General features: G+C 61.8%; 20 protein-coding genes. 3 read left to right on the top strand and 17 right to left on the bottom strand.

Annotated elements, in window-relative coordinates:
• Positions 1-2: 2 nt before the first annotated feature.
• From GH663_RS10735 to GH663_RS10785, 11 genes are all read right to left on the bottom strand, one after another.
• Positions 3-1,085 carry a protein-glutamate methylesterase/protein-glutamine glutaminase gene (locus tag GH663_RS10735; RefSeq protein ID WP_153131641.1) on the bottom strand — a complete coding sequence of 361 codons (1,083 nt, stop codon included), beginning with the start codon at positions 1,083-1,085 and terminating at the stop codon, positions 3-5.
• A complete protein-coding gene (locus tag GH663_RS10740) occupies positions 1,078-1,590 on the bottom strand; it encodes a chemotaxis protein CheD (protein ID WP_153131643.1) in 513 nt (170 codons plus the stop codon). Before GH663_RS10740 ends, GH663_RS10735 begins: the two co-directional genes overlap by 8 nt.
• Entirely contained in the window at positions 1,587-2,399 is an 813-nt protein-coding gene (locus GH663_RS10745) for a CheR family methyltransferase (RefSeq protein WP_153131646.1), read from the bottom strand. Before GH663_RS10745 ends, GH663_RS10740 begins: the two co-directional genes overlap by 4 nt.
• The gene (locus GH663_RS10750) at positions 2,399-2,992 is read right to left on the bottom strand and encodes a chemotaxis protein CheD (protein WP_153131648.1); all 594 of its coding nucleotides are present in this window, start codon (positions 2,990-2,992) and stop codon (positions 2,399-2,401) included. Before GH663_RS10750 ends, GH663_RS10745 begins: the two co-directional genes overlap by 1 nt.
• A 21-nt stretch (positions 2,993-3,013) precedes the next feature.
• Complete coding sequence (locus GH663_RS10755) at positions 3,014-4,888, bottom strand: methyl-accepting chemotaxis protein (protein ID WP_153131650.1); 1,875 nt, start codon at positions 4,886-4,888, stop codon at positions 3,014-3,016.
• A 120-nt stretch (positions 4,889-5,008) separates the two neighbouring features.
• A complete protein-coding gene (locus tag GH663_RS10760) occupies positions 5,009-5,563 on the bottom strand; it encodes a chemotaxis protein CheW (protein ID WP_153131652.1) in 555 nt (184 codons plus the stop codon).
• A gap of 9 nt (positions 5,564-5,572) precedes the next feature.
• Complete coding sequence (locus tag GH663_RS10765; RefSeq protein WP_153131654.1) at positions 5,573-7,195, bottom strand: methyl-accepting chemotaxis protein; 1,623 nt, start codon at positions 7,193-7,195, stop codon at positions 5,573-5,575.
• 13 nt (positions 7,196-7,208) lie between these two features.
• On the bottom strand, positions 7,209-9,446 hold the full coding sequence (locus GH663_RS10770; RefSeq protein ID WP_153131656.1) for a chemotaxis protein CheA: 2,238 nt from the start codon (positions 9,444-9,446) through the stop codon (positions 7,209-7,211).
• Between the two features lie 18 nt (positions 9,447-9,464).
• Positions 9,465-9,770, bottom strand: a complete 306-nt coding sequence (locus tag GH663_RS10775) for an STAS domain-containing protein (RefSeq protein ID WP_153131658.1) — start codon at positions 9,768-9,770, stop codon at positions 9,465-9,467.
• A gap of 11 nt (positions 9,771-9,781) precedes the next feature.
• Positions 9,782-11,038, bottom strand: a complete 1,257-nt coding sequence (locus GH663_RS10780; protein WP_153131660.1) for a methyl-accepting chemotaxis protein — start codon at positions 11,036-11,038, stop codon at positions 9,782-9,784.
• A gap of 4 nt (positions 11,039-11,042) precedes the next feature.
• A complete protein-coding gene (locus GH663_RS10785; protein WP_066882643.1) occupies positions 11,043-11,408 on the bottom strand; it encodes a response regulator in 366 nt (121 codons plus the stop codon).
• Positions 11,409-12,137: 729 nt separating this feature from the next.
• Here GH663_RS10785 and GH663_RS10790 point away from each other — a divergent pair.
• Positions 12,138-12,626, top strand: coding sequence for a hypothetical protein (locus GH663_RS10790; protein ID WP_153131661.1), 489 nt, complete (start codon positions 12,138-12,140; stop codon positions 12,624-12,626).
• A gap of 8 nt (positions 12,627-12,634) precedes the next feature.
• A complete protein-coding gene (dbpA, locus tag GH663_RS10795) occupies positions 12,635-14,053 on the top strand; it encodes an ATP-dependent RNA helicase DbpA (RefSeq protein ID WP_153131663.1) in 1,419 nt (472 codons plus the stop codon).
• 60 nt (positions 14,054-14,113) lie between these two features.
• Here the strand turns inward: dbpA and GH663_RS10800 are convergent, their stop codons facing one another.
• The 6 genes from GH663_RS10800 to GH663_RS10825 form a co-directional block, all read right to left on the bottom strand.
• A complete protein-coding gene (locus GH663_RS10800) occupies positions 14,114-14,674 on the bottom strand; it encodes a YgjP-like metallopeptidase domain-containing protein (RefSeq protein WP_153131665.1) in 561 nt (186 codons plus the stop codon).
• Positions 14,675-14,830: 156 nt separating this feature from the next.
• On the bottom strand, positions 14,831-15,205 hold the full coding sequence (locus GH663_RS10805; RefSeq protein ID WP_153131667.1) for a hypothetical protein: 375 nt from the start codon (positions 15,203-15,205) through the stop codon (positions 14,831-14,833).
• Between the two features lie 61 nt (positions 15,206-15,266).
• The gene (locus tag GH663_RS10810; RefSeq protein ID WP_153131669.1) at positions 15,267-16,055 is read right to left on the bottom strand and encodes a T6SS immunity protein Tli3 family protein; all 789 of its coding nucleotides are present in this window, start codon (positions 16,053-16,055) and stop codon (positions 15,267-15,269) included.
• Positions 16,052-17,806, bottom strand: coding sequence for a T6SS effector phospholipase Tle3 domain-containing protein (locus GH663_RS10815; protein WP_153131671.1), 1,755 nt, complete (start codon positions 17,804-17,806; stop codon positions 16,052-16,054). Before GH663_RS10815 ends, GH663_RS10810 begins: the two co-directional genes overlap by 4 nt.
• Positions 17,807-17,814: 8 nt before the next feature.
• Positions 17,815-20,850 carry a type VI secretion system Vgr family protein gene (locus GH663_RS10820; RefSeq protein ID WP_153131673.1) on the bottom strand — a complete coding sequence of 1,012 codons (3,036 nt, stop codon included), beginning with the start codon at positions 20,848-20,850 and terminating at the stop codon, positions 17,815-17,817.
• A gap of 168 nt (positions 20,851-21,018) precedes the next feature.
• Positions 21,019-23,253: a SulP family inorganic anion transporter gene (locus GH663_RS10825; protein WP_153131675.1), complete on the bottom strand. Its 2,235-nt coding sequence runs from the start codon at positions 23,251-23,253 to the stop codon at positions 21,019-21,021.
• A gap of 180 nt (positions 23,254-23,433) precedes the next feature.
• On the opposite strand from GH663_RS10825, the gene GH663_RS10830 reads away from it, so the two are divergent.
• Positions 23,434-26,100: a cation-translocating P-type ATPase gene (locus tag GH663_RS10830; RefSeq protein WP_246181556.1), complete on the top strand. Its 2,667-nt coding sequence runs from the start codon at positions 23,434-23,436 to the stop codon at positions 26,098-26,100.
• Positions 26,101-26,108: the final 8 nt, after the last annotated feature.

The following is a 26,108-nucleotide window of genomic DNA, read 5'->3' on the forward strand; positions in this document are numbered from 1 at the left end:
TCTCAGAGTCCTCTGCCGTAGCTGACAATCGCGGCCGGGATTTGCTCGAGCGGCAGGATTTGCTCCGCCGCCCCGAGCTTGATCGCTTCCTTCGGCATGCCGAAGACGACGCAACTTGCCTCGTCCTGGGCGATGGTTTTCGCCCCGGCATCGCGCATTTCCTTCAGGCCGCGCGCGCCATCGTCACCCATCCCGGTCATGATGATGCCGAGTGCGTTGGCTCCGGCAAACTTGGCGACCGAGCGGAAAAGGACATCCACCGAGGGCTTGTGGCGATTGACCAGCGGTCCGTCGGTGACGTCGACCACGTATTGGGCACCGTTGCGCTTGAGCATCATGTGGCGTCCGCCGGGGGCGATCAGGGCTCGACCCGGGATGACGCGATCACCATGTTTCGCTTCGCGAACCTCGATCTGGCAGAGGTTGTGCAAACGTTCGGCAAACATCGCGGTGAATTTTTCCGGCATGTGCTGGACGATGACGATGCCCAGTGCGGTGGCCGGCAGCTTGGTCAGCACCGCTTCGAGGGCCTGCGTGCCGCCGGTCGAGGTGCCGATCGCCACCACCTGATCGGTGGTCCGCTCCAGCGCGCGGTTGCTGCCGGCGCTGAGCATGACGTCGGCCGACAGCTTGGGGCGATTCAGAGCCGGGCTGCTGCTGGTGCTGCGCAAGGCCTGCATGTTGGCCCGCGCCGCACTGCGTACGGCTTGCACGATGTCGTTCGAGGCGTCTTCGAGAAAACTCTTCAGACCGAGCTTGGGCTTGGTGATGATCGAGACGGCCCCGGCCCCGAGAGCCTCGAATGTCGCCTGGGCCCCCTTTTCGGCGAGCGAGGAGCAGATGACGACCGGCGTCGGCCGTTCCGCCATGATCTTCTTCAGGAAGGAGATGCCGTCCATGCGCGGCATCTCGATATCGATGACCAGCACGTCGGGCCACTGCGCCTTCATCTTCTGCAAGGCAAAGAGCGGGTCCGAGGCGGTGCCGATCACTTCGATGCCTGGCGCACTGGTTAGCGCCTGCGAGACGACCTGGCGCACCAGAGCCGAGTCGTCGACGATCATTACCTTGATGTTCTCAGCCATGGGCAGTCTTTATCTGAGCATCCGAACCATCGGGAAAGGCCAGCCAGACATCGCCGCTCCAGACATCGAAATGCAGTTTTCGCCGGCCGCTGCCGCCGACATGTTCGGCGAGCAGCGCGATATGGCGCGAAGCCAGCAGTTGCCGCCCGTGCGCGACATTTCGTGGGCCAATCTCCAGTCGACCGCCGGAGGGGCCGCTCAGCATGTTGCCGCCGCCGAACAGCTTGGCCTGATATTCGCCGGGACGGGTGCCGGCCGCTTCGACGTGCTGCAAGAACAGCTCGAAAGCCTCACTGCCGAACCGACCGTCCAGTGGTGCGTTTGCCGGTCGCTTCCGTTCGGTCAGCATGTAGTGGCACATGCCGCCGATGCGTCGGCGCGGGTGCCACAGGGTAATCGATACGCAGGAGCCGAGCAGGGTCGAGATGCGCGTATTGCCATGGCCAAAGTGAAACTCGCCGGGGTTGAGAAAGATCTCGTCGATATCTTGGGCTGCGGCCTTCATGGTTTGCGATAAATAGTCGGAAGAACCGCACTTACCCGGTCGGTGATGCCATTGAGCGTTTCTGAATGTCCGATGATCAAATGACCTCCCGACTTCAGGCGGGGGAGCAGATTGTGCACCACTTTCGCTTTCGTCGGCGGGTCGAAATAGATCATCACGTTGCGCAGGAAAATTACCTCGAACTCGCCGATTTCGGCATCGACCGGATTCATCAGGTTGATCTGGTAGAACTGGGTTTTCTTGCGCAGTTCCGGTGCGATCAGGAAAGTGCCGGCATGCGAGCGGACGCCTTTCAGGCAGTACTTGCTCATGTAACCGGGCGGAATGCCCTCGGTGCGGGCCAGCGAGTAATGGCCGGTAGCCGCCTTGGCCAGGACCTGGGTGCTGATGTCCGAGCCGACGATTTCCCACGGGGTGTTCGGCAGATTCTCGGCCAGTACCATGGCCAGCGTGTACACCTCTTCGCCGCTCGAGCAGGCCGCGCTCCAGACGCGGAAGCTGCCCGGGCTCCGGCGCTTGCGGATGATCTCGTCGCGCAGGAAATCGAAGTGTTTGGCTTCGCGGAAGAAATAGGTTTCGTTGGTGGTCAGCAGGTCGACCATGGTCTGCAGTTCGTCGGCATGCTCGCCACTGGCCAGCATCCGGTAGTACTGGCTGAAGCTGCTCAGTTCGTACACCTTGAGCCGGCGCGTCAGGCGCCCGACCAGCAGCACCTTCTTGGCGTCGCTCAGGCTGATGCCGGCGATCTTGTAGATCAGGCGCTGGAAGAGCGCGAATTCCTGATCGGTGATGGGGCTGGGTTCGGCCATCAGAACAACTCAATTTTCTTGTCGGTGGTTTTCGGTTTCTGTACCAGCGTCGCGGCGTAGCCCTGTTCCTCGCGGGCGATCGTTTCGGCGGTGGCCATGTTGGTCACCATGCGCCGGCAAAAGGCGTCGCCGCTGGCCGGCAGGAACAGCACCTTGCGCGACCAGGGGCCGAGAAAGTCGGCAGCGAGCAGCGGAATCTCCTCGCGCGCCAGCCATTCCTTGGTGAATTCGGCATTGCGCAGGCCAATGCTCATCGACGGCCCGGCGACGTTGATGATGGTGCCGCCGCCAAAGGCCTTCGCCTGCAGCCGGGTCTTTTTTGCGCCGCGCTGGAGCAGGGCGTTGAGAAGTGCTTCCATGGCGTAGGCGCCGGAGAGCAGGGAATCGACATCGTCGTTGCTGCCCCGGCGGATATTCGGCAGCATGAAATGATTCAGCCCGCCGATCCTCGCTTGCGGGTCGAACAGGCAGACCGCGACGCAGGAGCCGAGCAGGGTCGCCAGCGGCCGTTCCGGCTCGATCGCCCAGGCGCCAGGGTGGATGGTCCGGGCAAGGCGCTCGATTTCCTGGGTGGGGAGCTGGCTGTAGTCCATTCGATTGTCGAGGCTGAAACGCTAGCGGGCGCCGTCGTCGCGGGCCAGATGGAAGAAGGTCATCGTCTGCTGCAACTGCTCGGCCTGCGAGCCGAGTTCCTCGGCGGTCGCCGCCAGTTCCTCGGAAGCCGAGGCATTCTGCTGGGTAGCCTGGTTCAACTGGCCCATGGCGCCGTTGATCTGGGCGACGCCGCTCGACTGTTCGGAGGAGGCTGAGGCGATTTCCTGGACCAGGTCGGAAGTCTTGCGGATGGTCGGGACCATCTCGGTGAGCAAGGTGCCGGCCCGTTCTGCCTGTTTGACTGAGGAGGAGGCGAGATCGCCGATTTCCTGGGCGGCGACCTGCGAACGTTCGGCCAGCTTGCGCACCTCGGCGGCGACGACGGCGAAGCCCTTGCCATGATCGCCGGCACGGGCCGCTTCGATGGCGGCATTGAGAGCGAGCAGATTGGTCTGGTAGGCGATGTCGTCGATGATGCCGATCTTGCTGGCGATGCTCTTCATGTCATCGACCGTCCTGCTGACGGCTTCACCCCCTTCGGCCGCTTCCTGGGCAGCCTTGGCGGCCATGCCATCGGTGACGCGGGCATTCTCGGTGTTCTGGGAAATGGAAGCGGTCATCTGCTCCATCGAGGAAGTGGTTTCCTCGACCGAGGCCGCTTGTTCGCTCGACGATTGCGACAACGACTGGGCGGTGGCCGAGACCTGGCCGGCGGCATTGGTCAGGTTGTCGGCGGCGGTGCGCACTTCGCCGATGATCTGCGTCAGGTTGCTGACGGTGCGGGCGATCGCATCCTGCAGTTCGCCGATTTCATCGTGCCGGGTCACCGTCACCGTTTCACGCAGGTCGCCGTCGGCAAGGTGGAGCGCGGTCAGGGCGACGGCATGGACGTCGCGTAGCATGCGCGCCAGCAATATTCCGAAAACAATCGCCGTGATCGATACGATCAGCGACAGCAGCAACGAGATGATCAGTCCGTTGCGGGCTGTGTTGCGCAGTTCCGTCGCGCTGGCCACTGTTGCCGTGGCGATGTGGTCTTCGAGGCCCTTCATCGCGTCGATCTTGCGGGTGATTGTGGCGAACCAGGTCCCCGGGGCGACACCGAAGGCGCCATTGGCCGCCTTGTCGAGCGCAATCCCTCGCATCTCGGTTGTCTCGCGGGCCGCCGGCGAGGCCAGCAAGTCGTTTAGTGCCGCCACGTCAGCAGGCTCGGCCATATTGCGGAAATTGGCCAGATAGGTCTCCTGGTTGGCCAGGATGCCGGACAGTCGGCGCAGCAGGGGCAGGTCGAGCGGTTGGTCGGCAGCGAAGGCACTGTTCAAGGTGGCCCGCTCGCGACCGGCCTGCTCCTTGGCCTGAAGGAACATCACATAGGCGGAAAAACGCCGCATCATGCCGGCGTTGGCGAGATTGGGGGCGACCGCTGAAACGGCGTCGAGATTGAGTTCAATGGCGCGACTAAACCAGATGAAGGAATCAGGGCCGGCCAGGCTCAGGGCGCTGATCGCGCTGCGCCTGGCATCCCGTTCGCGCAGGTGGTCGGCGGCGCTGGCCAGGCGCTTGCTCAGTTCTTCGGGCAGTTCCGCGGCATTGGCCTTGATGGCCTCATCCAGCGCAGTCAGCCGCTGGTCGGTCTCATGGCGCTGCTGCTCCAGTTCACTGCGGAATTTTTCGCCCTTGCTGCCGATGAAGCCGGCCGACAGACCGCGCTCCTTCTGTAGTTCATGGACCAGGGCGCTGCCGGCGACAGCCACCTCGCTGACGGCGACGATGCGCCCGCTTTCCTGCAGCGCGAAGAAATTCGCGGCGATGTCCCGCGTCAGGTAAACGCCGAAGCTGATGGTGATCAAGGCCATCATTCCTAGCAGGCGAACGCGGATCGAACGGATATTCATGAGAGTCTCCCCCAACGGGTCGGCGCGCGTCGGGCGGCGCCGGTTATTTGTAGAATTATCTGTGCTGGATGGTGCTGTGCGGTGAGCGGCGCTCCACTAGGGAGCGCCGTAGCCCGATGGCTAGATGCTGCCGGGGGCCGGTAGCGCGTCGGTGGCGCCGGCGTCTGATCCGGTAAGCATGGCGATTTCCTCGACCGAGAGGACCTTGGTGATGTCGAGGAGGATGACGAACTTGCCGGCGACCTTGCCCATGCCGTGGATGAAGTCGGCACGGATGCGGGCGCCGAAGGAGGGCGGCGGCTCGATTTCGCTGGCCGGGATTTCCAGGACCTCGGAAACTGCATCGACGATGATGCCGATGTCGTGGCGGGTGTCCTCTTCGGGTACCTCGATGATGACGATGCAGGTACGCCGGCCGACCGTGGTGGTCTTGCCGCCGAAGCGGGCAGCCAGGTCGATGACCGGGACGACGGCGCCACGCAGGTTGATGACCCCGCGGATGAAGGCCGGCATCATCGGAATCTCGGTCAGGTTGCCGAACTCGATGATTTCCTTGACGTTGAGGATGCCGACGCCAAACATCTCGCCACCGAGCGTGAAGGTCAGGTACTGGGCCGGTGCCGTATCGCTGGTGGCGACGACGGCAGAGCCCCTGGCTTGCACAATTTGTCCCATGACGGCTCCTCAATAACGCTCGAAGTCGCCTTCGTTGATCTGGACGGCGGGACTGCGCATGGCAGTGCGCGGCTTGCTGCCGGTCGTGCGGGCGGCCGGCGGAGCGAAGCTGCGGGCGGCGTTGCGGCCGTTGTCATCGAGACGGAAGAAAGTCATTGTCTGCTGCAACTGCTCGGCCTGCGAGCCGAGTTCCTCGGCGGTCGCCGCCAGTTCCTCGGAAGCCGAGGCATTCTGCTGGGTAGCCTGGTTCAACTGGCCCATGGCGCCGTTGATCTGGGCGACGCCGCTCGACTGTTCGGAGGAGGCTGAGGCGATTTCCTGGACCAGGTCGGAAGTCTTGCGGATGGTCGGGACCATCTCGGTGAGCAAGGTGCCGGCCCGTTCTGCCTGTTTGACTGAGGAGGAGGCGAGATCGCCGATTTCCTGGGCGGCGACCTGCGAACGTTCGGCCAGCTTGCGTACCTCGGCGGCGACGACGGCGAAGCCCTTGCCATGATCGCCGGCACGGGCCGCTTCGATGGCGGCATTGAGAGCGAGCAGATTGGTCTGGTAGGCGATGTCGTCGATGATGCCGATCTTGCTGGCGATGCTCTTCATGTCATCGACCGTCCTGCTGACGGCGTCACCCCCTTCGGCTGCTTCCTGGGCAGCCTTGGCGGCCATGCCATCGGTGACGCGGGCATTCTCGGTGTTCTGGGAAATGGAAGCGGTCATCTGCTCCATCGAGGAAGTGGTTTCCTCGACCGAGGCGGCCTGTTCGCTGGACGATTGCGACAGCGACTGGGCGGTGGCCGAGACCTGGCCAGCGGCATTGGTCAGGTTGTCGGCGGCGGTGCGCACTTCGCCGATGATCTGCGTCAGTCGGCCGATCATGTTCTGCATGGCATTCATCAGGTGACCGACTTCATCCTTGCTGTCCGAATCCAGCTTTACCGTCAGGTCGCCCTCGGCCAAACGGCCGGCAGCTTCGACAGCGCGGTTGATCGGCACGGTGATTGAGCGGGTAACCCAGACGGCGAAGGCGAGGGCGAGCAGGATGGCGGTAAGCGCCATGCCGAGAATCAGGGTTTTTGCGCTTGTTGCGGCTTCGGCAGCAAATTTGCCGCTCTGGGTCATCAGATCGGTCTGGTAGCTGATCAATTTGGTGATCGCATCCAGATAGTCGGATTGGGATTTTCGCATGCTGCCGAACAGGATGCTCTGCGCTTCGTCGCGCTTGCCGCCCGCGATCAGCTCGCGGATCTTGTTCAGGTCGGTGACATAGGCCTTGCGGGCTTCACCGACGCTGGCCAGGAAGCGCCGGCCTTCGTTGGAAGTGACGCTCTTGTCCAGCTTGTCGAGGCGGTCACTGATGATCTTGCTGGATTCGGGTATGCGGTCGAGTTGGGCCTGCGCTTCCTCCGGTTTGCTGAGCATGATGGCGTTGCGCAGGGCGCGGGCGACCAGGTTGACCTGATCGATAATGTCATTGGCCAGGACCGTCTTCGGGAACTTGTCTTCGACCAGATCGTGGATCTCATCATTGAGGCTGCCGATGCGCAGGAAAGAAATAGTAGCGATGACGATCAACAAGGTCAGCACAAAGCCGAAGCCAAGGCCGAGACGGACGCCGATTTTCAGGTTTTTGAACATTATGATCCTCGTATCAATGCTGGGTAAATTGGTTGCTGCTGAGCGCTGCCGGCGCCGCGTGGCTGCGTCCTGGCAGTAACTGCTGCTCGCTGTGGGTGACGGTCTGGACGAGCGCGGCAACATCCAGGATCAATGCCACCTCGCCACTGCCGAGAATGGTTGAGCCACCGATGCCGCGTAGATGGCGGAACATGGCGCCGAGGGGCTTGATGACCGTCTGGAACTCGCCCATCAGTTGGTCGACGACGATCCCCGCCCGCTGTCCGGCAAACTGGACGACGACGATGCTCTCGCGAGGCGGGGCGTCGCCCGGAATTTCGAAGAGTTCGCGCAGGCGGATGAAAGGCAGTGCCTCGCCGCGCAGGTTCATGAAATTCCGATCGGAAGGCAGGTTCTTCAGTTCGATGCACTCGACGACCGTGTCGAGCGGAATGACGTAGGCCGCCTTGTCTACGCCGACTAGGAAACCGTCGATGATGGCCAGGGTCAGCGGCAGGCGGATGGTGAAGGTGGTGCCTTCGCCTTCGACCGAGGCGACATCGACGGCGCCGCGCAGCGCCTGGATGTTGCGGCGGACGACGTCCATGCCGACGCCACGGCCGGAGAGATTGGAGACTTTGTCGACCGTTGAGAAACCGGGTTCGAAGATCAGGTTGACGACCTCGGTTTCGGAAAGCGTTTCGCCGGCCTGGATGATGCCGCGTTCAAGCGCCTTGGCGGTGATCTTCTCCTTGTTCAGGCCGCCACCGTCGTCCGATATTTCGATGACGATGCTGCCCGAATCGTGATAGGCGTTCAGTGCGACCCGGCCGCAGGCCGGCTTGCCACGCTCCAGGCGCAGGGCGGTCGGCTCGATGCCGTGGTCCAGCGAGTTTCTGACCAGATGCATCAGGGGGTCACCGATCTTTTCGACGACGGTCTTGTCGAGTTCCGTTTCGGCGCCGCTGATCACCAGGTCGATTTCCTTGCCCAACTCCTTGGAAACGTCGCGCACGACGCGGTTGAAGCGGGTGAAGGTGTCGCCGATCTGGACCATGCGCAGTTGCAGGGCCGAATCGCGGATATTTTCGACGAGGCGGGAGAGGACTGAGGTGGCCTCGACTAGGTCGACCTGCTTGCTTTTCTGGGCGAGCAGGTTGGCCGAGGCGCCGGCGATGACCAGTTCGCCGACCAGATCGATCAGCTGGTCAAGCTTGTCAGCCTGGACCCGGACCAGGCGTGCGTCCTTCGCCTTCTTGTCATTGACCTGGGCTTGTTTGACGACCGCGGCATCGACGATTTCCTTGTGCACCACCTTGTGGTCGACGAGAATCTGACCCAGTTGGGAGGCGGCAGTTGGGTCACCAGGCTGAGCATGTTCGACCGAGGATTTCTGCTCACTCAGGCCCTGGTCGACTTCGGCTTGGGTCAGTGCACCGCAACGGACCAGGATTTCGCCCAGGCGCATGGTGTCTTCCGGCAACTCCTGGATGTGCTTGATGTACTCGGAAAGCTTGCTGTTCGGCGGCAGGATGCGCAGGTCGCAATCCTCGCGGACGAAATCGAAGACACGTTCGATGTCTGCTTTCGAACTGCGGGTCTGCAACTGGATTTCGAAGCCGATGTAGCAGGATTCGGGGTCCATCTCGGCGGCGACCGGCATGGCGTCGGTGATCGTCTGGATGCCGAGGATCTCGCCCAGCGAGGCCAGGTAGCGGATGAAGGAAAGGGGGTCCATGCCGCCGCGCAGCACGTTTTCGCCGAAGCGCACGGAAATGTGCCAGCTATCGGTCAGGACGATGCCGCCGCCGGAGCTTTCGACTTCCACCGTACTGTCCTGCACCGCCAGTTCCGAATTGGCCGAGGCTTCGGCGGGCTGGCCGATGCCGTCGAGAAAGCCCTTGAGGCGCTCGGTCAGTGCGTCGCCCTTGGCGCCGAGGTCGGCGTCCGGGGCTTCGCCTTCGGCGGCCAGTACGTCAATCAGGCTGACCATGTGGTCGCAGCATTCGAGCAGTAGCGTGGCGAGCGGCGGGCTGACGGCCAGTTCGTTGTTGCGCAGGGCGTCTAGCAGGTTTTCGACCCGGTGCGTGAAGGCTTCGATGAAGTGGCACTCGATGACGCCGGAGCCGCCCTTGATGGTGTGCGCCGCCCGGAAAATGCCATTGATGTTGTCGTGATCGTCCGGATTCTGCTCAAGCCGCAGGAGGCCGGCTTCCATTTCGGCGAGCTGTTCGCGGCTTTCCTGGATGAAGACGCTGGTAATCTCGTCCATGTGGTTTTCTCAGCTTTCTCAGGAGGCTTCGTGTGCCGGGATGACGAGCGGGTCGCCAAATTCGGCCGCCATGTTGCAGAAATCGATTACCGAACTGACGGCCTGGCTGTGGGCGACGATACGCAGGCGCTTGCCGGTCCGTTGCGATTCCTTCTTGAGGAGGACGAGCAACTGGAGACCGGCGGTGTCCATTTCTGCAACCTGGGCGAGATTCAGTTCCAGCTCATCGGTCACTGCCAGGGCATCGAGCAGCATCTGTTTCTGCTCAAGGGCGTGATAGATGGTGAGGTCTTCGGTAATCGAAAGAAGTTGGCTGGAGGGCATGGCGCTAACCCTTAAAACAGTTCGATGCGGGATTGGCCCGGTGCTGCGGTTGCCGTTTCCCGTTTTAGCGAGTTTTGGTGGGTGGACCGCTGGCTTTCCATGACGTAGCGGCTGTAGAGCGCTTCGAGATGTTGGGCGATCGGCGTGTAGACGAAATGGGCATCGTCATAGGCCTTCAGGCGATCGGCCAGCAAGCTGGCATGTTCGTCGAGTTGTGACAGCGCCTGCATCACATGTTCGATCTGCTGCCGGCTGACATCCTGGAACTGAACGCTGGCCTGGGCTTCCATGAACATGGTGGCGAGCTGCCGGCTGCTGTCGCTGACTTCGGAGAGGACGCCGGCTTCGTGCCGCATCAGGTCCTCGTAGCTTTGGCCCATTTCGTTGAGCTGAGCGGAGAAAAATTCAAGAAGCTGCTTTTCTTTGGCCAGATTGACATTCGACAGCTTGTCCTGGAACTGGGTCTCGATATGCTCGGCGACCGATGAAATCCCCTGGCTGATCTTGACGACGGCGGCTTCCGTCTCGCTCGACAGTTTGCGCACTTCGTCGGCAACCACGGCAAAACCGCGACCGGCTTCGCCGGCCCGTGCTGCTTCAATGGCAGCATTGAGCGCCAGCAGGTTGGTCTGGCCGGCGACGTGCTTGATCAGGTTGACCAGCGATTCGAGCGAGCGGGCCTCCTGGACGACCTGTGTCACCCTGGCTTGGTCCTGCTCGGCTTCCTGCAGGCGCTGCTGAACGTAGCCGTCCATTCTGGAGACGATGGTCTGGTTTTGCGCGATACGGGCTTCCGAATCGCGGACCAGCTGGGTGGTTTCGTCGGCGGTCGTATTGACGAAGCGATCCAGCTTGGTGATCACGGCATCGACCGTTTGCAGGCGCTCGACGATGTCGTAGGCGGCCTTTTCGGTGTCATCGATGACGCTTTTCAACTGGCCGCGCACCACTTCATTGAAATCATGGACCTGCTGCAGTTCTCCTGAAACTTCCTCGGCCACCTTGCTGAAGGTTTCCTGCTTGTTTTCACCTTTCTCGGCCACGACGTTCAGGCCAAGCATGGAATCCTTGTAGATGGCGATCGAGACCAGACGCTGTCCGATAAAGGCGACCAGGACGATGAAGACAACGCCAACTGCATCCGCTATCGGAGCAGGATTGAATGTGCTGTGGAACCAGTCGTGCATGAAATACACGGTTGTCGCAGCACCCAGGGCAACCAGCAGGGAAACAATCAGCGTTCGTTGCAGGAGTTTGGCGAAATCCATGGCGTTAGCGCACTACCAGTTTGATGGTGTTGAGCAGTTCGTCCGCCGTTGCCGGCTTGACGATCCAGCCCGAAGCGCCGGCTGCCTTGGCTTCCAGCTTTCTCGACTGCTGCGATTCGGTGGTCAGGAATAGAATCGGCACGAACTTGTAGGCGGGCAGTTTGCGGACTTCCTTGATCAGCTCGATGCCGTTCATGCCGGGCATGTTGAGGTCGGTGATCAGGAGGTCGATCTTGATCCCGGTCCGCAGCTTGCGCAGAGCCTCTTCCGCGTTAGCGGCCTTTTCGGTGGCATAGCCGGCCTTGGTCAGGATGTTGGAAATGCTGAGGAGGATGGTGGCAGAGTCGTCGACGAGAAAGATTGTTTTCATGATTTTGCTAATTTTCGTATTTATTGTGAGGCTGTTTGCCGAAAACGCTACTTATAATCGTTTTGGCCGGCTTCTGGTAGACACGTGTCAAAATTGATTTATATCAATAATGAGGCTCCTGGTGGTGATCGTGCCCAGGCTTTGGCCGGGATGTGCTTGATTGCCATGGACTTAAGCCGCCAAAAGCATCGGACCAGCCGCCTTGCAACCCGCTTTCGTCCAACCAGCCTGGCCCGGTAAGGGGCAATTTCGGCTGTGGCGACTCCTTGGCTTTGCGGCCGCCAGCAATTCGGCGAAGGGCGGCTCGCTTCTATCCTGCGGAAAAGAGGAGAAATATCCACCAGCGGGCGTCCCAACGGGTCAATTTGTATGGCGTATGCTAAACGATTCAAACCCTTGCGCCAACAGATGCTTAGCGAGGATTGGCGATTGTTGGTCAAGCCTGGTTTTTGCCTCTGCTGGCGGTTGACCGCAGGGCCGGGCGGTCTTGCCGATGGTGTGAGCTAGCCGGGCGCTCAGGGTTTATTGTGGTTTTGGTTGGCGCCAGATCATTGAATCTGATCGGTTTTTTTCTTCAAGGCGCCCATTTTTGCCGGCGGGAAGCGGCGCAAACCATTACACTCTCGTCTTTGCGCGGGGCCGATCGGCCTTCGTCCGCTTTTCTTTCGGCCGCCTGCTGCGGCCAGACAGCCGCCTCGCCTCATTCCACTGCTTTTCAAAGGTTACCCGATGCACCCCGTTCACGATGTTGATGCCCTTCTCTTACTAGCCATGATGCTTTCTGCCAAACGGCGGCCGGCGGAGCTGGTCGAGGTCGTCGCGGCGGCCGATCTGATTCAGGGCAATGTGCCCGCCGAACAAAAGCTGGTCGAGGCCTTCGAACGCCTGGGCGTCCATGGTTTGCTGGCCGAGGCGGACGGCGGTTATACGCTGACGCCGGCGGCGCAGGAAATCGTTGCCACCAAGTCGAGAAAGGCGGATATGTCCGAGCGCGTCTTTACTATCAAAGACAAGTTGTCGGTTTACGAAGCCAAGGGCGAGTCCGCTCCAGTCAGCCTGACGCTGGAGCAGGTGACGGCGGCCATTCTGGCGCATCGGGCCACCGAAAAGACGACGGTCAAGAACCTGTTGGTCGCCAAGCCGAAGCCGGAAGGCGGGACCAGCCGCCCCGGCCAGCGCCAGCGCAAGCCGATGCCGGCCAAGAAGCGCAAGCTTTGAGTTCGCCGATGAGCGATTTGCCCACTGCCCCCATGCCTGCGGTCGACGCCGCCGGACAGCCATTTTCCGAACTGCCGCTGGCGCCGGCCATGCTGGCGACGCTGGAACAGCTCGAATACCGGACGATGACGCCGATCCAGGCGGCCAGCCTGCCGATCGCGCTGGCCGGCCACGATTTGATCGCGCAAGCCAAGACCGGCAGCGGCAAGACCGCCGCCTTCGGCCTGGCGCTGCTCAGCAGCCTGAATCCGCAAAGTTTTGCCGTGCAGGCCATGGTCTTGTGCCCGACGCGCGAACTGGCCGACCAGGTGACGCAGGAAATCCGCCGTCTCGCCCGCTTCCAGGAAAACATCAAGGTGCTGCCGCTGTGCGGCGGTTCGGCAATGCGCAACCAGATCACCAGCCTGGAAAACGGCGTCCATATCGTCGTCGGCACCCCGGGCCGGATCATGGATCACATGGAACGCGGCACGATCAAGCTCGACGAACTGAACACGCTGGTGCTCGATGAAGCCGACCGCATGCTTGACATGGGTTTCCACGACGACATCGCCTACGTCGCCAAGCGCTGCCCGAAGGAACGCCAGACGCTGCTCTTCTCGGCGACCTACCCGGAAGGCATCGCCCAGCTCGCCAAACAGTTCCTGCGCCAGCCGCAGGAAGTGAAGCTGCTCGAACAGCACGCCGAGAGCAAGATTCGCCAGCGCTTCTACGAAGTCGAGCACAAGGATCGCCTGCAGGCCGTCGCGACGCTGCTCAAGCATTACCGCCCGATCAGCACGCTGGCGTTCTGCAACACCAAGCAGCAATGCCGTGACCTGATGGAAGTGCTGCGTTCGCAGGGCATCCAGTCGCTGACGCTGAATGGTGACCTGGAACAGCGCGAGCGCGACCAGGTACTGATCCAGTTCGCCAATCGCAGCATCTCGGTGCTGGTGGCGACCGATGTCGCGGCGCGTGGCCTCGATATCGACCAGCTGGAAGCGGTGATCAATGTCGACGTGACGCCGGACCCGGAAATCCATATCCACCGCATCGGCCGTACCGGTCGCGGCAATGAGGAAGGCTGGGCGCTCAGCCTGTGCAGTTCCGGCGACCGGCGCCGGGTTGCGGCCATCGCCCAGGCGATGAACTGCCAGTTGCCGGTGCACCAACTGAGCGAACTGGAAGCCAAGGACGAGGCACCGCTGGTGCCGCCGATGTCCACGCTGCAGATTCTCGGCGGCCGCAAGGATAAGATCCGCCCCGGCGACGTACTCGGCGCGCTGACCGGCGAAGCGGGCTTCACCCGCGAGCAGGTCGGCAAGATCACCGTCACCGACCAGAGCACCTATGTCGCGGTCGCCCGTAGCATCGCCCGCGAGGCGGTGCGCAAGCTGTCGGCCGGCAAGGTCAAGGGCAAAACGGTGAAGGTGCGCGCCCTGTAGTGTTGCGCTCGGGCAGCCCGCGGTGGTGGGGTGCCTGTTTCCCGATTGAGCCGGCGAAAATCAGCGCTCGGTTTTCGGGTTTTGGGGCAGGTCGACCGCAGCAGTCGACCACAAGGCCTCGCCGCCCGCCGCCAGGTGGGTCAGATAGACCCGCAGATCGAATTCCAGCTGGTGGTAATCGGCTGCCATGTGGCAGCACAACTGGTAGAAAGCCTTATCATGCTCGCGCTCCTTCAGGTGGGCGAGTTCATGGACGACAATCATGCGCAGGAAGGCTTCGGGCATCTCGCGGAAGAGGGCGGCGACATGGATTTCCCGCTTGCTCTTCAGCTTGCCGCCCTGCACCCGCGCAATGCTGGTGTGCGTCCCCAGCGCCTGGCGCAAGTCGCGCAGCTTGGCATCAAACCCCACCTTGCTCGGCTGCGGCGCATTGCGCATGTGCTGGTTCTTGAACGCCTGCACATAGTCATAAAGCGCCTTGTCGCTCCGCACTTCATGCGCCAGCGGATATTTCCTCAGCAGCACCTCGCCCAGCCGCTTCTCCTTGATTAACCGCCATACTGGTTCAGTCAGGGAGGATGGGTAGTTGGCCAGATAGTCAGGAGGAGGTTTGGGCCGCATGGGCAGGTAGCTTGGGAGGAAAGGCAGGGATTCTAGCGCCTGGGTAACCGCGTTCGACCGCGAGTTTGAGGAGTTCTGCGCTTTGCCTTGTAGTCGAGCGCGGCAAACAGCGCAGTACGGTTGCAGCGCATTGTCTTCTCCGTAGGGGGGTTACGCCTATTGGCTTTTACGCGGCCCTACACTTGCCGGTATTTGCCGCGCAAGTTTCAGGACTTCATCCTGCGTCAAAGGTGTGATGCCAATCTTTATAGCGTTTTCTCGTTTTTGCTCGATAACGAGGCGAACGTCCGGCGCAGCTTCCGGGGCGTCTTGATTGCCTCTGGCAACAGCGTGGTAGATGAAGTCCTCTTCGGTGGCACTTAGGTTGTTGATGCCGAGGTGAGTGATGTCGGTGGCGGTGTAACGGTGTTCGGCATCCGGCTTGGCCGGGTCGAGGGCCAGGCCGATGAAGTGGAAGGCGGTGCAGGGGCGCAGGCTGCGCACGGTACCCCGAACTAGCCAGGTGCGGTCGTGGGCTTCGTGGCGGTTCAAGCAGGGAATTTCGGGGTTCCTTTGGCCAACCGGAAAAAATGGCCAAAATTGGAACTTCTGGTCAATCGTCCTCTGGCTTGATTACCGGGTTCAGCGAAGGGTCGCAGGTAAAGCGCTCTTGGCCTGACGGGGTTTTGACGGTAGGAATACTGGAAAGATTTCTTGGGTCGAATTTCCCTTCTGGCAAAGGTGAGTTGGGGCTGTTTTTAGCATTGCACTCCTCTTCCGCGAGAGACTCACCAACCCCCATCCAGCAACGCCTATCGGTCAGCCCTGTTGAATTGGGTCTTTGACTTTTCATCCCGTCAAGGCGATAGCGATAAAAGAACTGTCGATGCTGTGGAATTATGTAGATCAGCCCCTCTGGCGTTACACGCACCTCGGTGTTGATTACTTTATTCCGACTGGAATCATTTTTTTTGTAGGCGTAATAGCTATATTGCTCTGAAGAAAACTCATCCCAAGTCTTTCCACCGTCGTTTGAGAATAAAAGCCACAGATTGCAATTTTTGTCGCCACATCCAAAGCTGGCGACGGCGATCCGTTCGTCGCCGGGTGCAATGCTGAATTTACCGGGCCAGAAACCGTTTCCACCATTTTTGTACCGGCTCATGGTGACGTGAAGATTCTGCCGTTCATCATGCCATTTCATGATGCCGCCGACCTCGCAGTCCTTGTAGTTTTCCAGCGTGACGTAACGATCTTTATCGATGCGATAAATCACCTGTTGCTGACTTTTGTATTCAGTCCGTTGATGCACCGGCATGGCACCCGCCCCGGTGCCGATAGAAGCGATTGCTCCGCAGCCACCCAGGAAGGCGATGGAAATTGCTAGGGCAAGATATTTCATACCAGTACCGTGTCGTTATTGCCGGGCTGCTGCCACAAGGCGGCCGTTTGGTCGCGCTGTTTCTGCAGATCTTCGAAGGTTTCAGTCTCGATCAAGTCAGGCATCGGCGGGATAGAGAGTTCCCCGGTTTTGAAGTAGGAATCGCCATCTCGCCAATCGGCCAGCCGGTTCAGTTCCTGCCAGAAGGGCTTGTCCTGATGGCTTTGACAGAAACCAATCGGGAGGTCATAGGCAACCACGCGGCTGAGAAATTCCTTACGTTGAGGAAGCGTGCTGTGGTCGGTCGGCTCGGGTACATATGACCCGATGCGCTGCTCCAACTCATCCTGTGTTTCCAGGCGACGACGGGCCGGCTGCCGGGGAGTAGCCGGCGAAACCTCGTGCCGCTCTTCGCGATCATAAATATCCCGGAAGAATGGGTAATCTTTCGTTTTTTTCCACTCTGGCTGACCTTCTGACGGCTCATCAAAACTGACCAATTCTTTGGCTTCGATGGGTTCCGGCACGGCTTCCGCATTGATGGTCACTTGCCGGTCTTTGTCCGGCGTCGTCCATAGATCCGTCCGAATCAACCCCTTGGTCTTCTTCATTTTGTTCCAAAAGGGTTTGAGACTGCCATCGAGGTCGCGCGGCCAGAGATAGGCTTTACCGGGTTCTGCGCCACAGGGGGTGGTACGTGCCAGCATGCGCTGGTAAAGCGTACCCTTGAATTGATCCAGCAAATTATCCGGCACACCCTGCCAGCCGATACTCTGCAAAGCAGTCGAGCCCATGACTCGGTCATGCGGATTGAAGTAGATGTAGAGCCGGCCGGTATTGTCACGTTCGCCGGGCGCTTTCGGGGTCCACAATTTCCCTTCGGAGGTCAAACCGACCCTGAGCTTGGCCAACAGGTCGTCCGTCAAGGCACGATGACCGCTCTGGAAACGCTTGATGATATTTTCAAAAGTTTTCTTGCGGGCCTTTTCCGTTGGGGCACGATTGCCTTGGGCCAGGGTATCCGTCACCTTGGACTCCAAGGCATAGGGGCCGTTCATCAGCATCACGGCGTCAGGCTGGTTGGCGGCCTCCAACAATGCCAAGGCCCCCAGAACGATTTGCGTCCCCTGACTATGGCCAATCAGGGTGATCGTGTCGGCCTCATATTTGGTGCGCACCTTGCGCACAAGGTTAGCCAAGCGTCCCGCAGCGTGGGCGTAGTAATGCCGTGGAGGCGCGTCCTGCAACTGCCGATCCACCTCAGGGTTCATTCCCTGAACGTCGACTGGAATAAAAGCAGCCCAGATGCGGCGTTTGAATCCTTCGTCAGACCAAAGCAAAGGCAAGTTGTTGCAACCGTTCTGGAAGGCACCGCCGCCCCAATAAAGCGGTGGCGTCGGTTTGTAATCCTTTTCCCAGGCAGAGTTGCGATCTTTATCCCGTAATGGCACTTTCCATGTCTTCTCTTCGCCCTCCTTGGCGCGGTAGCCCCAGAAGAAATGAAGGATGGGAGAGGTATCACTGCTCTCCAACTTCGGCCTAGCCAGGTCTAGGTCAAATTCCCTCGCCATCAGGTCATCTCGGCCTAGACGTTTGTTTAGCCCGGCAAGAATATGCTCCTCAGCAGCGCTATACCATTCACCATCGCTATTTACCCCATGCACAAAGATAATGATGCCCGGCATCTCGGGCGGAAGAAAAACTTCCTTGCGTTGTTGGTAGCTGGTCGGGCTGGCATGGGAGGAGGCCAGCGGCTGGGTCTTTTGTACCATGGCTGTGCTCAGGCTTTCGGGGTCAACAGGCGTTTGATCGGCATTATTTCGGGTTCAAGATGCATGGCCTCGACGGCAGAGGCGTTGACGATGCTGGTGGCGCCATTGGCAGCAGTGGCTCCGTTCACTGTCTGCCCGCCAGCAGTTTTAATTCGATAGGAAAAATCCTTGATCGGCTGACCGGTCAACCCGTCTTTGACCACAAAACCCTCATCGTAGTCAGTGGTTGGGTTCTGTTTGAATTCATAGCTCATCGAAGTCGGCCCGCTGAACGACTTTTTAGACGCATGCACCGTAATCGTTCCCGGACACTGCACGGTGATGCCGCCATCGATGGTTATGCTCGCGCCGCCGGCGACGGCAAGGTGGATTTTCTTGGCGGCGGCAAAGTCGATGTGCTGGCTGGCGGAAACGAGTTTGATGTCCTTCCTGGCCAGGAACTTCATCTCGTCGCTCTGCGCCTGGAGGTCGATGTCGTCCCGGGCGGCGATCAGTTTGAAGCCGGTGTTGCCATCGCCTGTCTTGATTGCGCCGGCGAGCAGGCCGATGGCCTGGCCGCTGTGGATTCTCGTCCGGCCGGCGATGGCGAAGTTGCTGTCCTCGCCGCTGGCGAAAGTCAGGGTCTCGCCATTGGCGTATTGCAGATTCTTGCCGGCGACATGCGCGATGCCGGCCTTGCCGGCCTGGATGATGGCCGGGTCGGTCAGGTGCGGTAGTTTGCATTGGCCGGTGGTGGAATTCTTCTGCTCGGCGTCGTCGACCGCAGCACTTTCATTGCGCGCATCGACCATGCCGCTGGCGACGATCTGTAGCGCCTTGAGCGGTGCTGCCTGGTCGTCGATGACGCTCTGGTCGCGGCCGGTGCTGCCAATCGCGCTAGCCAGCTGGACGGCCTGATGGGTGGCCGCCGCCTTCGACAAGCTGCGGGCCAGCAGGTCGGCCTGCTTGATCAGTGCCATGGCCGGCGCCATGTCGCCGGCGCCGGTTTCCGGCGTGATCGACCAGGTGGACATTGCCACCCCGCGCCCGCCGCGCAGCGCACCCCAGGCGTCGGTCCGCAGCTCGGTGCCGGTGCCGCGGAAACTGCCCCGGTAATTGTCCGCCTGGTGGATCAGGTGGCCGAGATTCAGTTCGCTACTGTGCTGGGTGCTCTTCAGCTGGATTCGTTGCTGCTGGTTGGTGTCGTCGAGAACCAGTTGGTTGTAACCGTTTTGGCCAAATTCCTTGCTCTTGAAACCGCTGAGGGCTGCCGGATGGGCATGGCTCTCTGCGGCGCCGCCATGCCAGGCCGGACTCTGGCCGCTGGCCAGATTGCCCTGGCCGCTCGGCCGAAGATCGGTCGCCGGATCGAAGACCGTCGGTTCGCTTTGCCCGGGGGCGCCGCCGGGCGTGCTGGCCACACCGCCTTCGCCCTGGCCGTTGAACAAGGCGCCGAGCAGGATGGGGCGATCGATATCGCCCGCGATGAAATCAACCAGGACCTCCTGGCCGATGCGCGGCAACCACTGCCAGCCCATCCCGGCGCCGGCCTGCCGGCTGACGACGCGAATCCAGCACGAATCGCGGCCCTCCGAGGGGGCTTCCTGCGGGGCGTCACCCGGTATTGCTGCCTGCTGCCAGTGAAAGCGGATCTTGATCCGGCCCAGCGCATCGCACCACAGTTCATCGGCGCCGTTGGCGGCGGTTTCGCCCTCGGGGCCGACGACGATGGCGCTCATCGGGCCGGGGGCGGTCGGCCGCGGGTTGAGGCGGGCGCCGCTGTCATCGAGCAGTTGCGGCCGCCAGGGCAGGGTGGCATGGATGGCCGTGAAGGCATTGCCATAGCCCCGTTCGCAAGCCAGTTTCAGCAATTCGGGCGGCAGAGTTGTTGGCGCCGAGACCGGTTCGATGAAGTCGCCACTGCTCAGCGCTGCGTGGTCGTCAATCCGCTGCGTGTGGGCCAGGCGCTCGGCCACCGCAGCCATCGTCGCGCCGGACAGGTTGTTGATACCGACATGGGTGATTTCGGTGATCGCATAGCGATGTTCAGTATCCGGCTGGGCCGGATTGAGCGGCAGGCCGGTCAGGTCGAGCCGGGTGCCGGCCGTCAGGCTGCGCACCGTGCCGCGCCCGATCCAGGTCTGGTAGCGCGCTTCGAGCGACTCCATGGCCAATCGGCCGTAACGCTCGGCTTCACTGGCGTTGGCGAAAGCGTAGAGGCCGGCATCGTCGTAGGACTCCAGGCGCGGGGCGCGTTCGCTGGCGAAGGCCAGCGCCGTCGGCACGCTGGCCGCGACGCTGCGCTTGGCCTTGTAGTCGTAGGAAATGAAGGTACTGAGTGCACTCAGCAGGCGCCGATGTTCGCCAAAGGCGAGGACGACGTCCTGGTCTTCCTGCGAGTCGGCCCGGTGGTAGCGGATGCCCAGGCCGCCATTGGCCGATTGGGAAAGAATGTCTTCCGGGAAGCTGCGGCTGTCGGCAAAGATCACGACCCGGTGGGCGCCGGGTGCCTCCTTGTCGGCCTCGATCCGCCAGCCGAGGCCTTCTTCGGCCAGCAGGCGGGCGATAAGCTGGAAATCGCTTTCGCCATACTGGACGCAATAGCTGCGCGGCCGGCTGTCGGCCAGAAAGTTGCCGACTTCGTCGGCCCAATGCCAGGCGGCGACATCGGCGTAGTCGGCAAAAACCGCATCGACGATCTGTTGCAGCGTCTTTTCCTGAAAGACCCGGTTGTGCCGGCTGCGCGAGAGCAGCCAGAGCCAGGGCACGATGGTCAGCCGGTAACGGCTGAACCCGCCATCGCTGCCCAGTTTGAGCGCGGCACGGACATAGCCGCTGCGCGGCAAGGCGCTGCCGTCGGAGAGACGCGTCTGCAGGCTGAGGGCGCGGCCGAGAAAGCGCTTGAGTTCGATGTGGGCGTCGGTGGACAGCAGATCGAGGCAGTATTCAAAACCACCCGACAGGCTTTCCTTGCCCCACCACGCTTCGACGGCCAGCGCCGGCCCCGCTTCGTCGCGCCACGTCAGATCGTATAAACGCGTCTCGGAAGTAAAAAGCTGGAACATGGCGCCTCGCATGCGGATAAGAGGGGGCAACGGAGTGGTCGCTGCGCGCTGTAAAAATAATCCGATAGCATACTTGAGGCGTTGTTTCGTGACAATGACGATGTTCTATTTTGCTGTGTATGCAAACCTGCAGGCTGCACCGCGCTGAGCTGGGCAGGAAAGCGCGGCTCAGTATTCCTGCAACATCGTCAGTTCGGTGTCGGCGTGGCGTAGGCGGATGGCCAGCGTGCGGGCGATGGCGGTGATCAGGCTGAAGGCGAGTTTCTTGTGCTCTTCGGCGAGCAGGTCGAACTGCTCGCGCGACAAGACATAGACCTCGGTTTCGGTTAGTGCCACCGCGTCGTTGCCGCGCGGCCGATTGTCGAGGAAGGCCAGGCCGCCGAAGAAGTCGCCGCGGCTGAAACTGGCAATATGCCGGCTTCGGCCGGCGCCGAGCGGCGCAAAAATGCGCACCGTACCGCGTCGTATCCAGAAAATTTCATCGCCCGCTGCGCCTTGCGCATAAATGGTCTCGCCGGCCCGATAGGTGCGCTGCTCCATCCGGGTTTCGAGATCCTTCAGGGTTTCATCCTTGCGGTGGCTGAACAGATCCATTTCCTGCAGTTCGATCGGCGTTTCGATTTCGGTAGGGGCCTGTACTTCGCCGAGGATGTGGTCTTCGACCCATTCGATGGCGGCATCGAGTTCGGGGAAAACGCGGACCACACTGTCATCGCTGGCATTGACGACCCCGGTCTGTTCGAGGAACTCGCGCAGGTTGCGGCCATTCGGCAGCTTTTCCCGGACACCGGAGAAGAGCAGCATGGCGCCACGCTCCTGCAGCGTCTGACGCACGTTGTGCAGCAGGTGGGCGGCCGTCACATCGACGGACTGGACCCGTTTCAGGTCGAGGATGACGTAGTTGCGTTTGCCGAGTTCCGGTTCCAGTTCGCTATAGAGTTGTTGCGTGGTGCCGAAGAACAGGCTGCCTTGCAGTTCGAAGATCACGGCCTGGTTGCCTTTCTGCTCGATGATGCGCATCTCGGCTTCCGGCCGGTACCAGGTTGAGGACATCTGGTTGGCGTACACCTTGTGGCGCACCACCGAGCCGCCGATCTGCTCGCGGACGAAGAGGATGATGGCCATCGCGACACCGACCGCCGAGGCGGCGATCAGGCCGATGGTCAGCGCGACGACAACGACGGCAAGGACGACCGCGAAATCGAAGACCGTGGCGCGTGATTCGATGAAGCGCAGCGGTTCGCGGTCGAGCATGCGGATGCCGATGACGATCAGGATGCCGGCCAGCGTGGCGACCGGCAGCCAGGCCAGGAAAGAGCCGAAGATCAGTGCCGCGATCAGCGAAAGTACCCCTTCCATGACGCCGGAAACCCGGGTCTGGGCGCCACTGTTCAGATTGACCAGCGAAGCCCCCATCGTGCCGGCGCCGGGCGTGCCGCCGACGGCGGCCGAGCTGATGTTGGCGATGCCTTGGGCGACCAGTTCGCGGTTCGAGTCGTGCTGTGTCCGGGTCAGTTGGTCGATGACGACACAGGTTTTCAGGGTGTCGATCGAGAGCAGGGCGGCGAGGGTCAGCGCGCTGCCGAACAGGCTGGCTATCTGGCTCAGGTGCAGGTCGCCGATGTCGTGCCAGCGCTCGGTGATGGCGGCGAAATAGCCGTCCCGGGCCGCACCGAGCGGACCGATGACCAGTGGGTTGCCGGTGACTTCCCAGAGCTTCGGCTCCTGGATGGCCAGCGCGAAATAGGTCAGTAGGCCGGCGACAATGCCGAGGATGGTGCCGGGCACCTTCTTGGTGATTTTGGGGGCGGCGACGGCGACGATGACCGTTGCCGTACCGATGGCCAGGGCGCGCCAGTCCCAGTTCCACGGGGCGAGCAAGGCTTCCCACCAGCGCGTGCCGACGGCGGCGCCGACGAATTTCGGGATCTGGCTGCCGATGATGATCAGGCCGACTCCCGACAGGTAGCCGCTGACCACCGGGTAGGGGATGTACTTGATTAGCCGGCCGACGCCGATGAAGCCGAGCAGCAATTGCACGATGCCGGCCAGCACGCCGAGCAGCACCAGCAGCAGGACGATGGTATTGGGATCGATGCCCTGGCCGACCAGTTCGATGGCGAAGGCGGAGAGCACGGCGGCGGCCGGGGCGCAGGGGGCGCTGATCAGGCGGTCGGTGCCGCCCAGTGTCGAGGCGACCAGACCGATTACCGTCGCCCCGATGATGCCGGCTAGGGCGCCGATGGCCGCGTAGCTCGGCGCAATGGCGGCGTAGATGGTGACGCCGAAGGCGATCGAGGCAGGCAACGCAACCAGCATGGCGGCCAGCGCCCCCCAGAAGTCGCCGGGGACCTGCTTGCCGCCGAGCAAGGGCTTTCGAGCCGCCGGGGGAGAGCTTTGCATCACGATGTCACCTGTTGTTTGAAGCCCGAAGCGCAGGGCGTATTTTGCGGGACGCACAGATGAGGAAATCTTAAACCCTTTGCCGGATGGGGAGTTGGCGAAGTGCATGGCTTATGCCTTTCGTCTGCCGGCAAAGCTGCTATGTTGAATTGATGGCCCGGCCCGGGCCGACAAGGCCCAATGATGATCCAGCATCCCGCTTTGAATATCAGCAAGCTGACGCCGGAGGCGGCGCTGGCCAGCCTGGGCAGTGGCCTGGCCGGGCTGAGTGCGAGCGAAGCCCGGCGCCGGCTGGGCGAATTCGGTTCCAACCAGGTGGCGCCGGTCGCTGCCGAGCCGCTCTGGCGGATGCTCGGGCGGGAAATCAGCCATTTTTTTGCGCTTGTCCTGTGGGTGGCGGCCGGCCTGGCCTTTTTTGCCGCCTACGCCGAACCGGGGCAGGGCATGCTTGAACTGGGACTGGCGATTGTCGGCGTCATCATCGTGAACGGCGGTTTTTCCTTCTGGCAGGCCTATCGAGCCGAGCAGGCGCTGGCCGCCCTGCAGAAGCTGCTGCCGCAACAGGTCGATGTACGCCGCGACGGAGCGACCCTGGCCGTGCCGGCGGCGGCGCTGGTGCCGGGCGATCTGGTGCAACTGGTCGAAGGCAGCAAGGTGCCGGCCGATTGCCGGGTCATCGAAAGCTGGGCGTTGCGCGTCAATCTGGCGACCTTGACCGGCGAGTCCTACGCCCGCTCGATCTCGGCCGAGGCGAAGCCCAGCGATGATCCGATGTCGGCGCAAAACCTGCTTTTTGCCGGGACACTGATCATTTCCGGCGAATGCAGCGCCCTGGTCTACGCCACCGGCATGCGTACCGAGTTCGGCCACATTGCCCACCTGACGCAAACCGCGGGCGACACCGAGTCGCCGCTGCAAAAGGAGATCGCCCGTGTTTCTCATCTGGTCGCCCTGCTGGCGCTCGGCCTCGGCGTGCTCTTTTTCGTCATCGGTCAGTTGGTCGGGCTGCCGTTCTGGGCCAATTTCATTTTCTCGATCGGCATCATTGTCGCCAATGTGCCGGAAGGGCTGTTGCCGACCGTGACGCTGGCCCTCGCCCTGGCCGCCCAGCGTATGGCAAAGCGCAATGCCCTGGTTCGCCATCTGCCGGCGGTCGAAACACTGGGCAGTGCGACGGTGATCCTGACCGACAAGACCGGCACGCTGACTCAAAACCGGATGACGGTGCGCGAACTGTTCGTCGCCGGCCGTCATCACCTGGCCGCTGAGCGCTGGCCGCGGGCCGACGATTTACGGCTGCGCGCGGTGGCCCGCTTCTGCCACAGCCTCAAATTCCACGAAGGTGAACCGGCCGGTGATCCGATGGAAATCGCCCTTTGGCAGTTTGCCGGCGGGCTGCCGGAATTCGGCAAGCGGGCCGGGGAAATTCCCTTCGATACCGCACGCCGCCGGATGTCGGTGATCTGGCGCGAGCCGGATGGCAGCGGCGATCTGTATTGCAAGGGCGCCCCGGAGGTGGTTTTTTCGCTGTGTACCGACTGGCTGGACGGCGATGCGACGCGGCCGTTCGATGCGGCGGCGCTGAAGGTATTCCAGGCGGCGCATGAGGATTTGGCTGGCCGCGGCTTTCGGGTGCTGGCACTGGCCTGGAAGCCTTTGGCTGATGCCGGCGATAGTGGCGAGGATGGACTGCGACTGTGCGGCCTGGTCGGCCTTGAGGATCCGCCGCGGCTGGATGTCCATGAAGCCGTCCGGCGTTGTCATGGGGCGGGCATCCGGGTCTTCATGGTGACTGGCGATCATCCGCATACCGCCCTGGCCTTGGCCCGCGAGGTCGAATTGGTTCGTTCGGCTGCACCGCGCGTGCTGACCGGAGAGGAGCTTGGGAAAATGAGTCCGGCCAGCCTGCAACTGGCCCTCGATGCGCCGGAGATGGTTTTTGCCCGGGTCAGTGCCGAGCAGAAAATGCTGATCACCCAGGCCTTGCAATTGAAGGGCGAAATCGTCGCCGTCACCGGTGATGGGGTGAACGATGCACCGGCGCTGAAAACTGCCGATATCGGCATCGCGATGGGCTTGTCGGGAACCGACGTAGCGCGGGAAGCGGCCGATATCGTGCTGCTCGACGACCATTTCGCCACCATCGTCAATGCCATCGAGGAGGGGCGGGCGGTCTTCGAGAACATCTGCAAGTTCCTCACTTACATCCTGACTTCGAATATTCCCGAGCTGGTGCCTTACCTGATCTCGGTACTTTTCCGCATTCCGCTGCCGCTGACCATCATCCAGATCCTCGCCGTCGATCTCGGTACCGACATGTTGCCGGCCCTGGCGCTGGGTGCCGAGCGTCCCCATGCCGAAGTGATGAGCCGGCCGCCGCGGCCCCGCCAGGAGCGCTTGCTCTCCTGGCCGCTGCTGGCCCGTGCCTACCTCTTCCTCGGGCCACTCGAGGCGGCCATCGCCATGAGCTGTTTCTTCTTCGTTCTGAACGGAGTCGGCTGGACCTACGGTACAGCATTGGCCGCAACCGATCCGCGCTATCTGCAGGCGACCTCGGCCTGCCTGCTCGGCATCGTGCTGGCCCAGGTCGCCAATGTCTTCGTCTGCCGCCACCCGCTGTTGCCGACCTGGCACTTTCCCTTGCTGCAAAACCGCTTGCTGCTCGCCGGTGTGCTGGCCGAAATCCTGTTGCTGCTGGCCATCCTGTACACCCCCTGGGGCAATGCGCTGTTCGGCACGGCACCGTTGGGCCAGGATGTCTGGCTGCTCGGTGCCGGCCTGGCGGCGGTTTTTGCCTTGCTCGAAGAAGGCCGCAAGTGGCTGCTGCGTCGCGCCGCCGTCCCCTGACGGTGGGC

It is taken from the genome of Dechloromonas hortensis (genome assembly GCF_009469765.1).
GTDB classification, from domain to species: Bacteria; Pseudomonadota; Gammaproteobacteria; order Burkholderiales; family Rhodocyclaceae; genus Azonexus; species Azonexus hortensis.

What these genes read in the sequence shown, in the direction of transcription:
- GH663_RS10735 (WP_153131641.1), bottom strand. Translation starts at nt 1,085, where the DNA reads ATGGCTGAGAACATCAAGGTAATGATCGTCGACGACTCGGCTCTGGTG.
- GH663_RS10740 (WP_153131643.1), bottom strand. Translation starts at nt 1,590, where the DNA reads ATGAAGGCCGCAGCCCAAGATATCGACGAGATCTTTCTCAACCCCGGC.
- GH663_RS10745 (WP_153131646.1), bottom strand. Translation starts at nt 2,399, where the DNA reads ATGGCCGAACCCAGCCCCATCACCGATCAGGAATTCGCGCTCTTCCAG.
- GH663_RS10750 (WP_153131648.1), bottom strand. Translation starts at nt 2,992, where the DNA reads ATGGACTACAGCCAGCTCCCCACCCAGGAAATCGAGCGCCTTGCCCGG.
- GH663_RS10755 (WP_153131650.1), bottom strand. Translation starts at nt 4,888, where the DNA reads ATGAATATCCGTTCGATCCGCGTTCGCCTGCTAGGAATGATGGCCTTG.
- GH663_RS10760 (WP_153131652.1), bottom strand. Translation starts at nt 5,563, where the DNA reads ATGGGACAAATTGTGCAAGCCAGGGGCTCTGCCGTCGTCGCCACCAGC.
- GH663_RS10765 (WP_153131654.1), bottom strand. Translation starts at nt 7,195, where the DNA reads ATGTTCAAAAACCTGAAAATCGGCGTCCGTCTCGGCCTTGGCTTCGGC.
- GH663_RS10770 (WP_153131656.1), bottom strand. Translation starts at nt 9,446, where the DNA reads ATGGACGAGATTACCAGCGTCTTCATCCAGGAAAGCCGCGAACAGCTC.
- GH663_RS10775 (WP_153131658.1), bottom strand. Translation starts at nt 9,770, where the DNA reads ATGCCCTCCAGCCAACTTCTTTCGATTACCGAAGACCTCACCATCTAT.
- GH663_RS10780 (WP_153131660.1), bottom strand. Translation starts at nt 11,038, where the DNA reads ATGGATTTCGCCAAACTCCTGCAACGAACGCTGATTGTTTCCCTGCTG.
- GH663_RS10785 (WP_066882643.1), bottom strand. Translation starts at nt 11,408, where the DNA reads ATGAAAACAATCTTTCTCGTCGACGACTCTGCCACCATCCTCCTCAGC.
- GH663_RS10790 (WP_153131661.1), top strand. Translation starts at nt 12,138, where the DNA reads ATGCACCCCGTTCACGATGTTGATGCCCTTCTCTTACTAGCCATGATG.
- dbpA (WP_153131663.1), top strand. Translation starts at nt 12,635, where the DNA reads ATGAGCGATTTGCCCACTGCCCCCATGCCTGCGGTCGACGCCGCCGGA.
- GH663_RS10800 (WP_153131665.1), bottom strand. Translation starts at nt 14,674, where the DNA reads ATGCGGCCCAAACCTCCTCCTGACTATCTGGCCAACTACCCATCCTCC.
- GH663_RS10810 (WP_153131669.1), bottom strand. Translation starts at nt 16,055, where the DNA reads ATGAAATATCTTGCCCTAGCAATTTCCATCGCCTTCCTGGGTGGCTGC.
- GH663_RS10815 (WP_153131671.1), bottom strand. Translation starts at nt 17,806, where the DNA reads ATGGTACAAAAGACCCAGCCGCTGGCCTCCTCCCATGCCAGCCCGACC.
- GH663_RS10820 (WP_153131673.1), bottom strand. Translation starts at nt 20,850, where the DNA reads ATGTTCCAGCTTTTTACTTCCGAGACGCGTTTATACGATCTGACGTGG.
- GH663_RS10825 (WP_153131675.1), bottom strand. Translation starts at nt 23,253, where the DNA reads ATGCAAAGCTCTCCCCCGGCGGCTCGAAAGCCCTTGCTCGGCGGCAAG.
- GH663_RS10830 (WP_246181556.1), top strand. Translation starts at nt 23,434, where the DNA reads ATGATGATCCAGCATCCCGCTTTGAATATCAGCAAGCTGACGCCGGAG.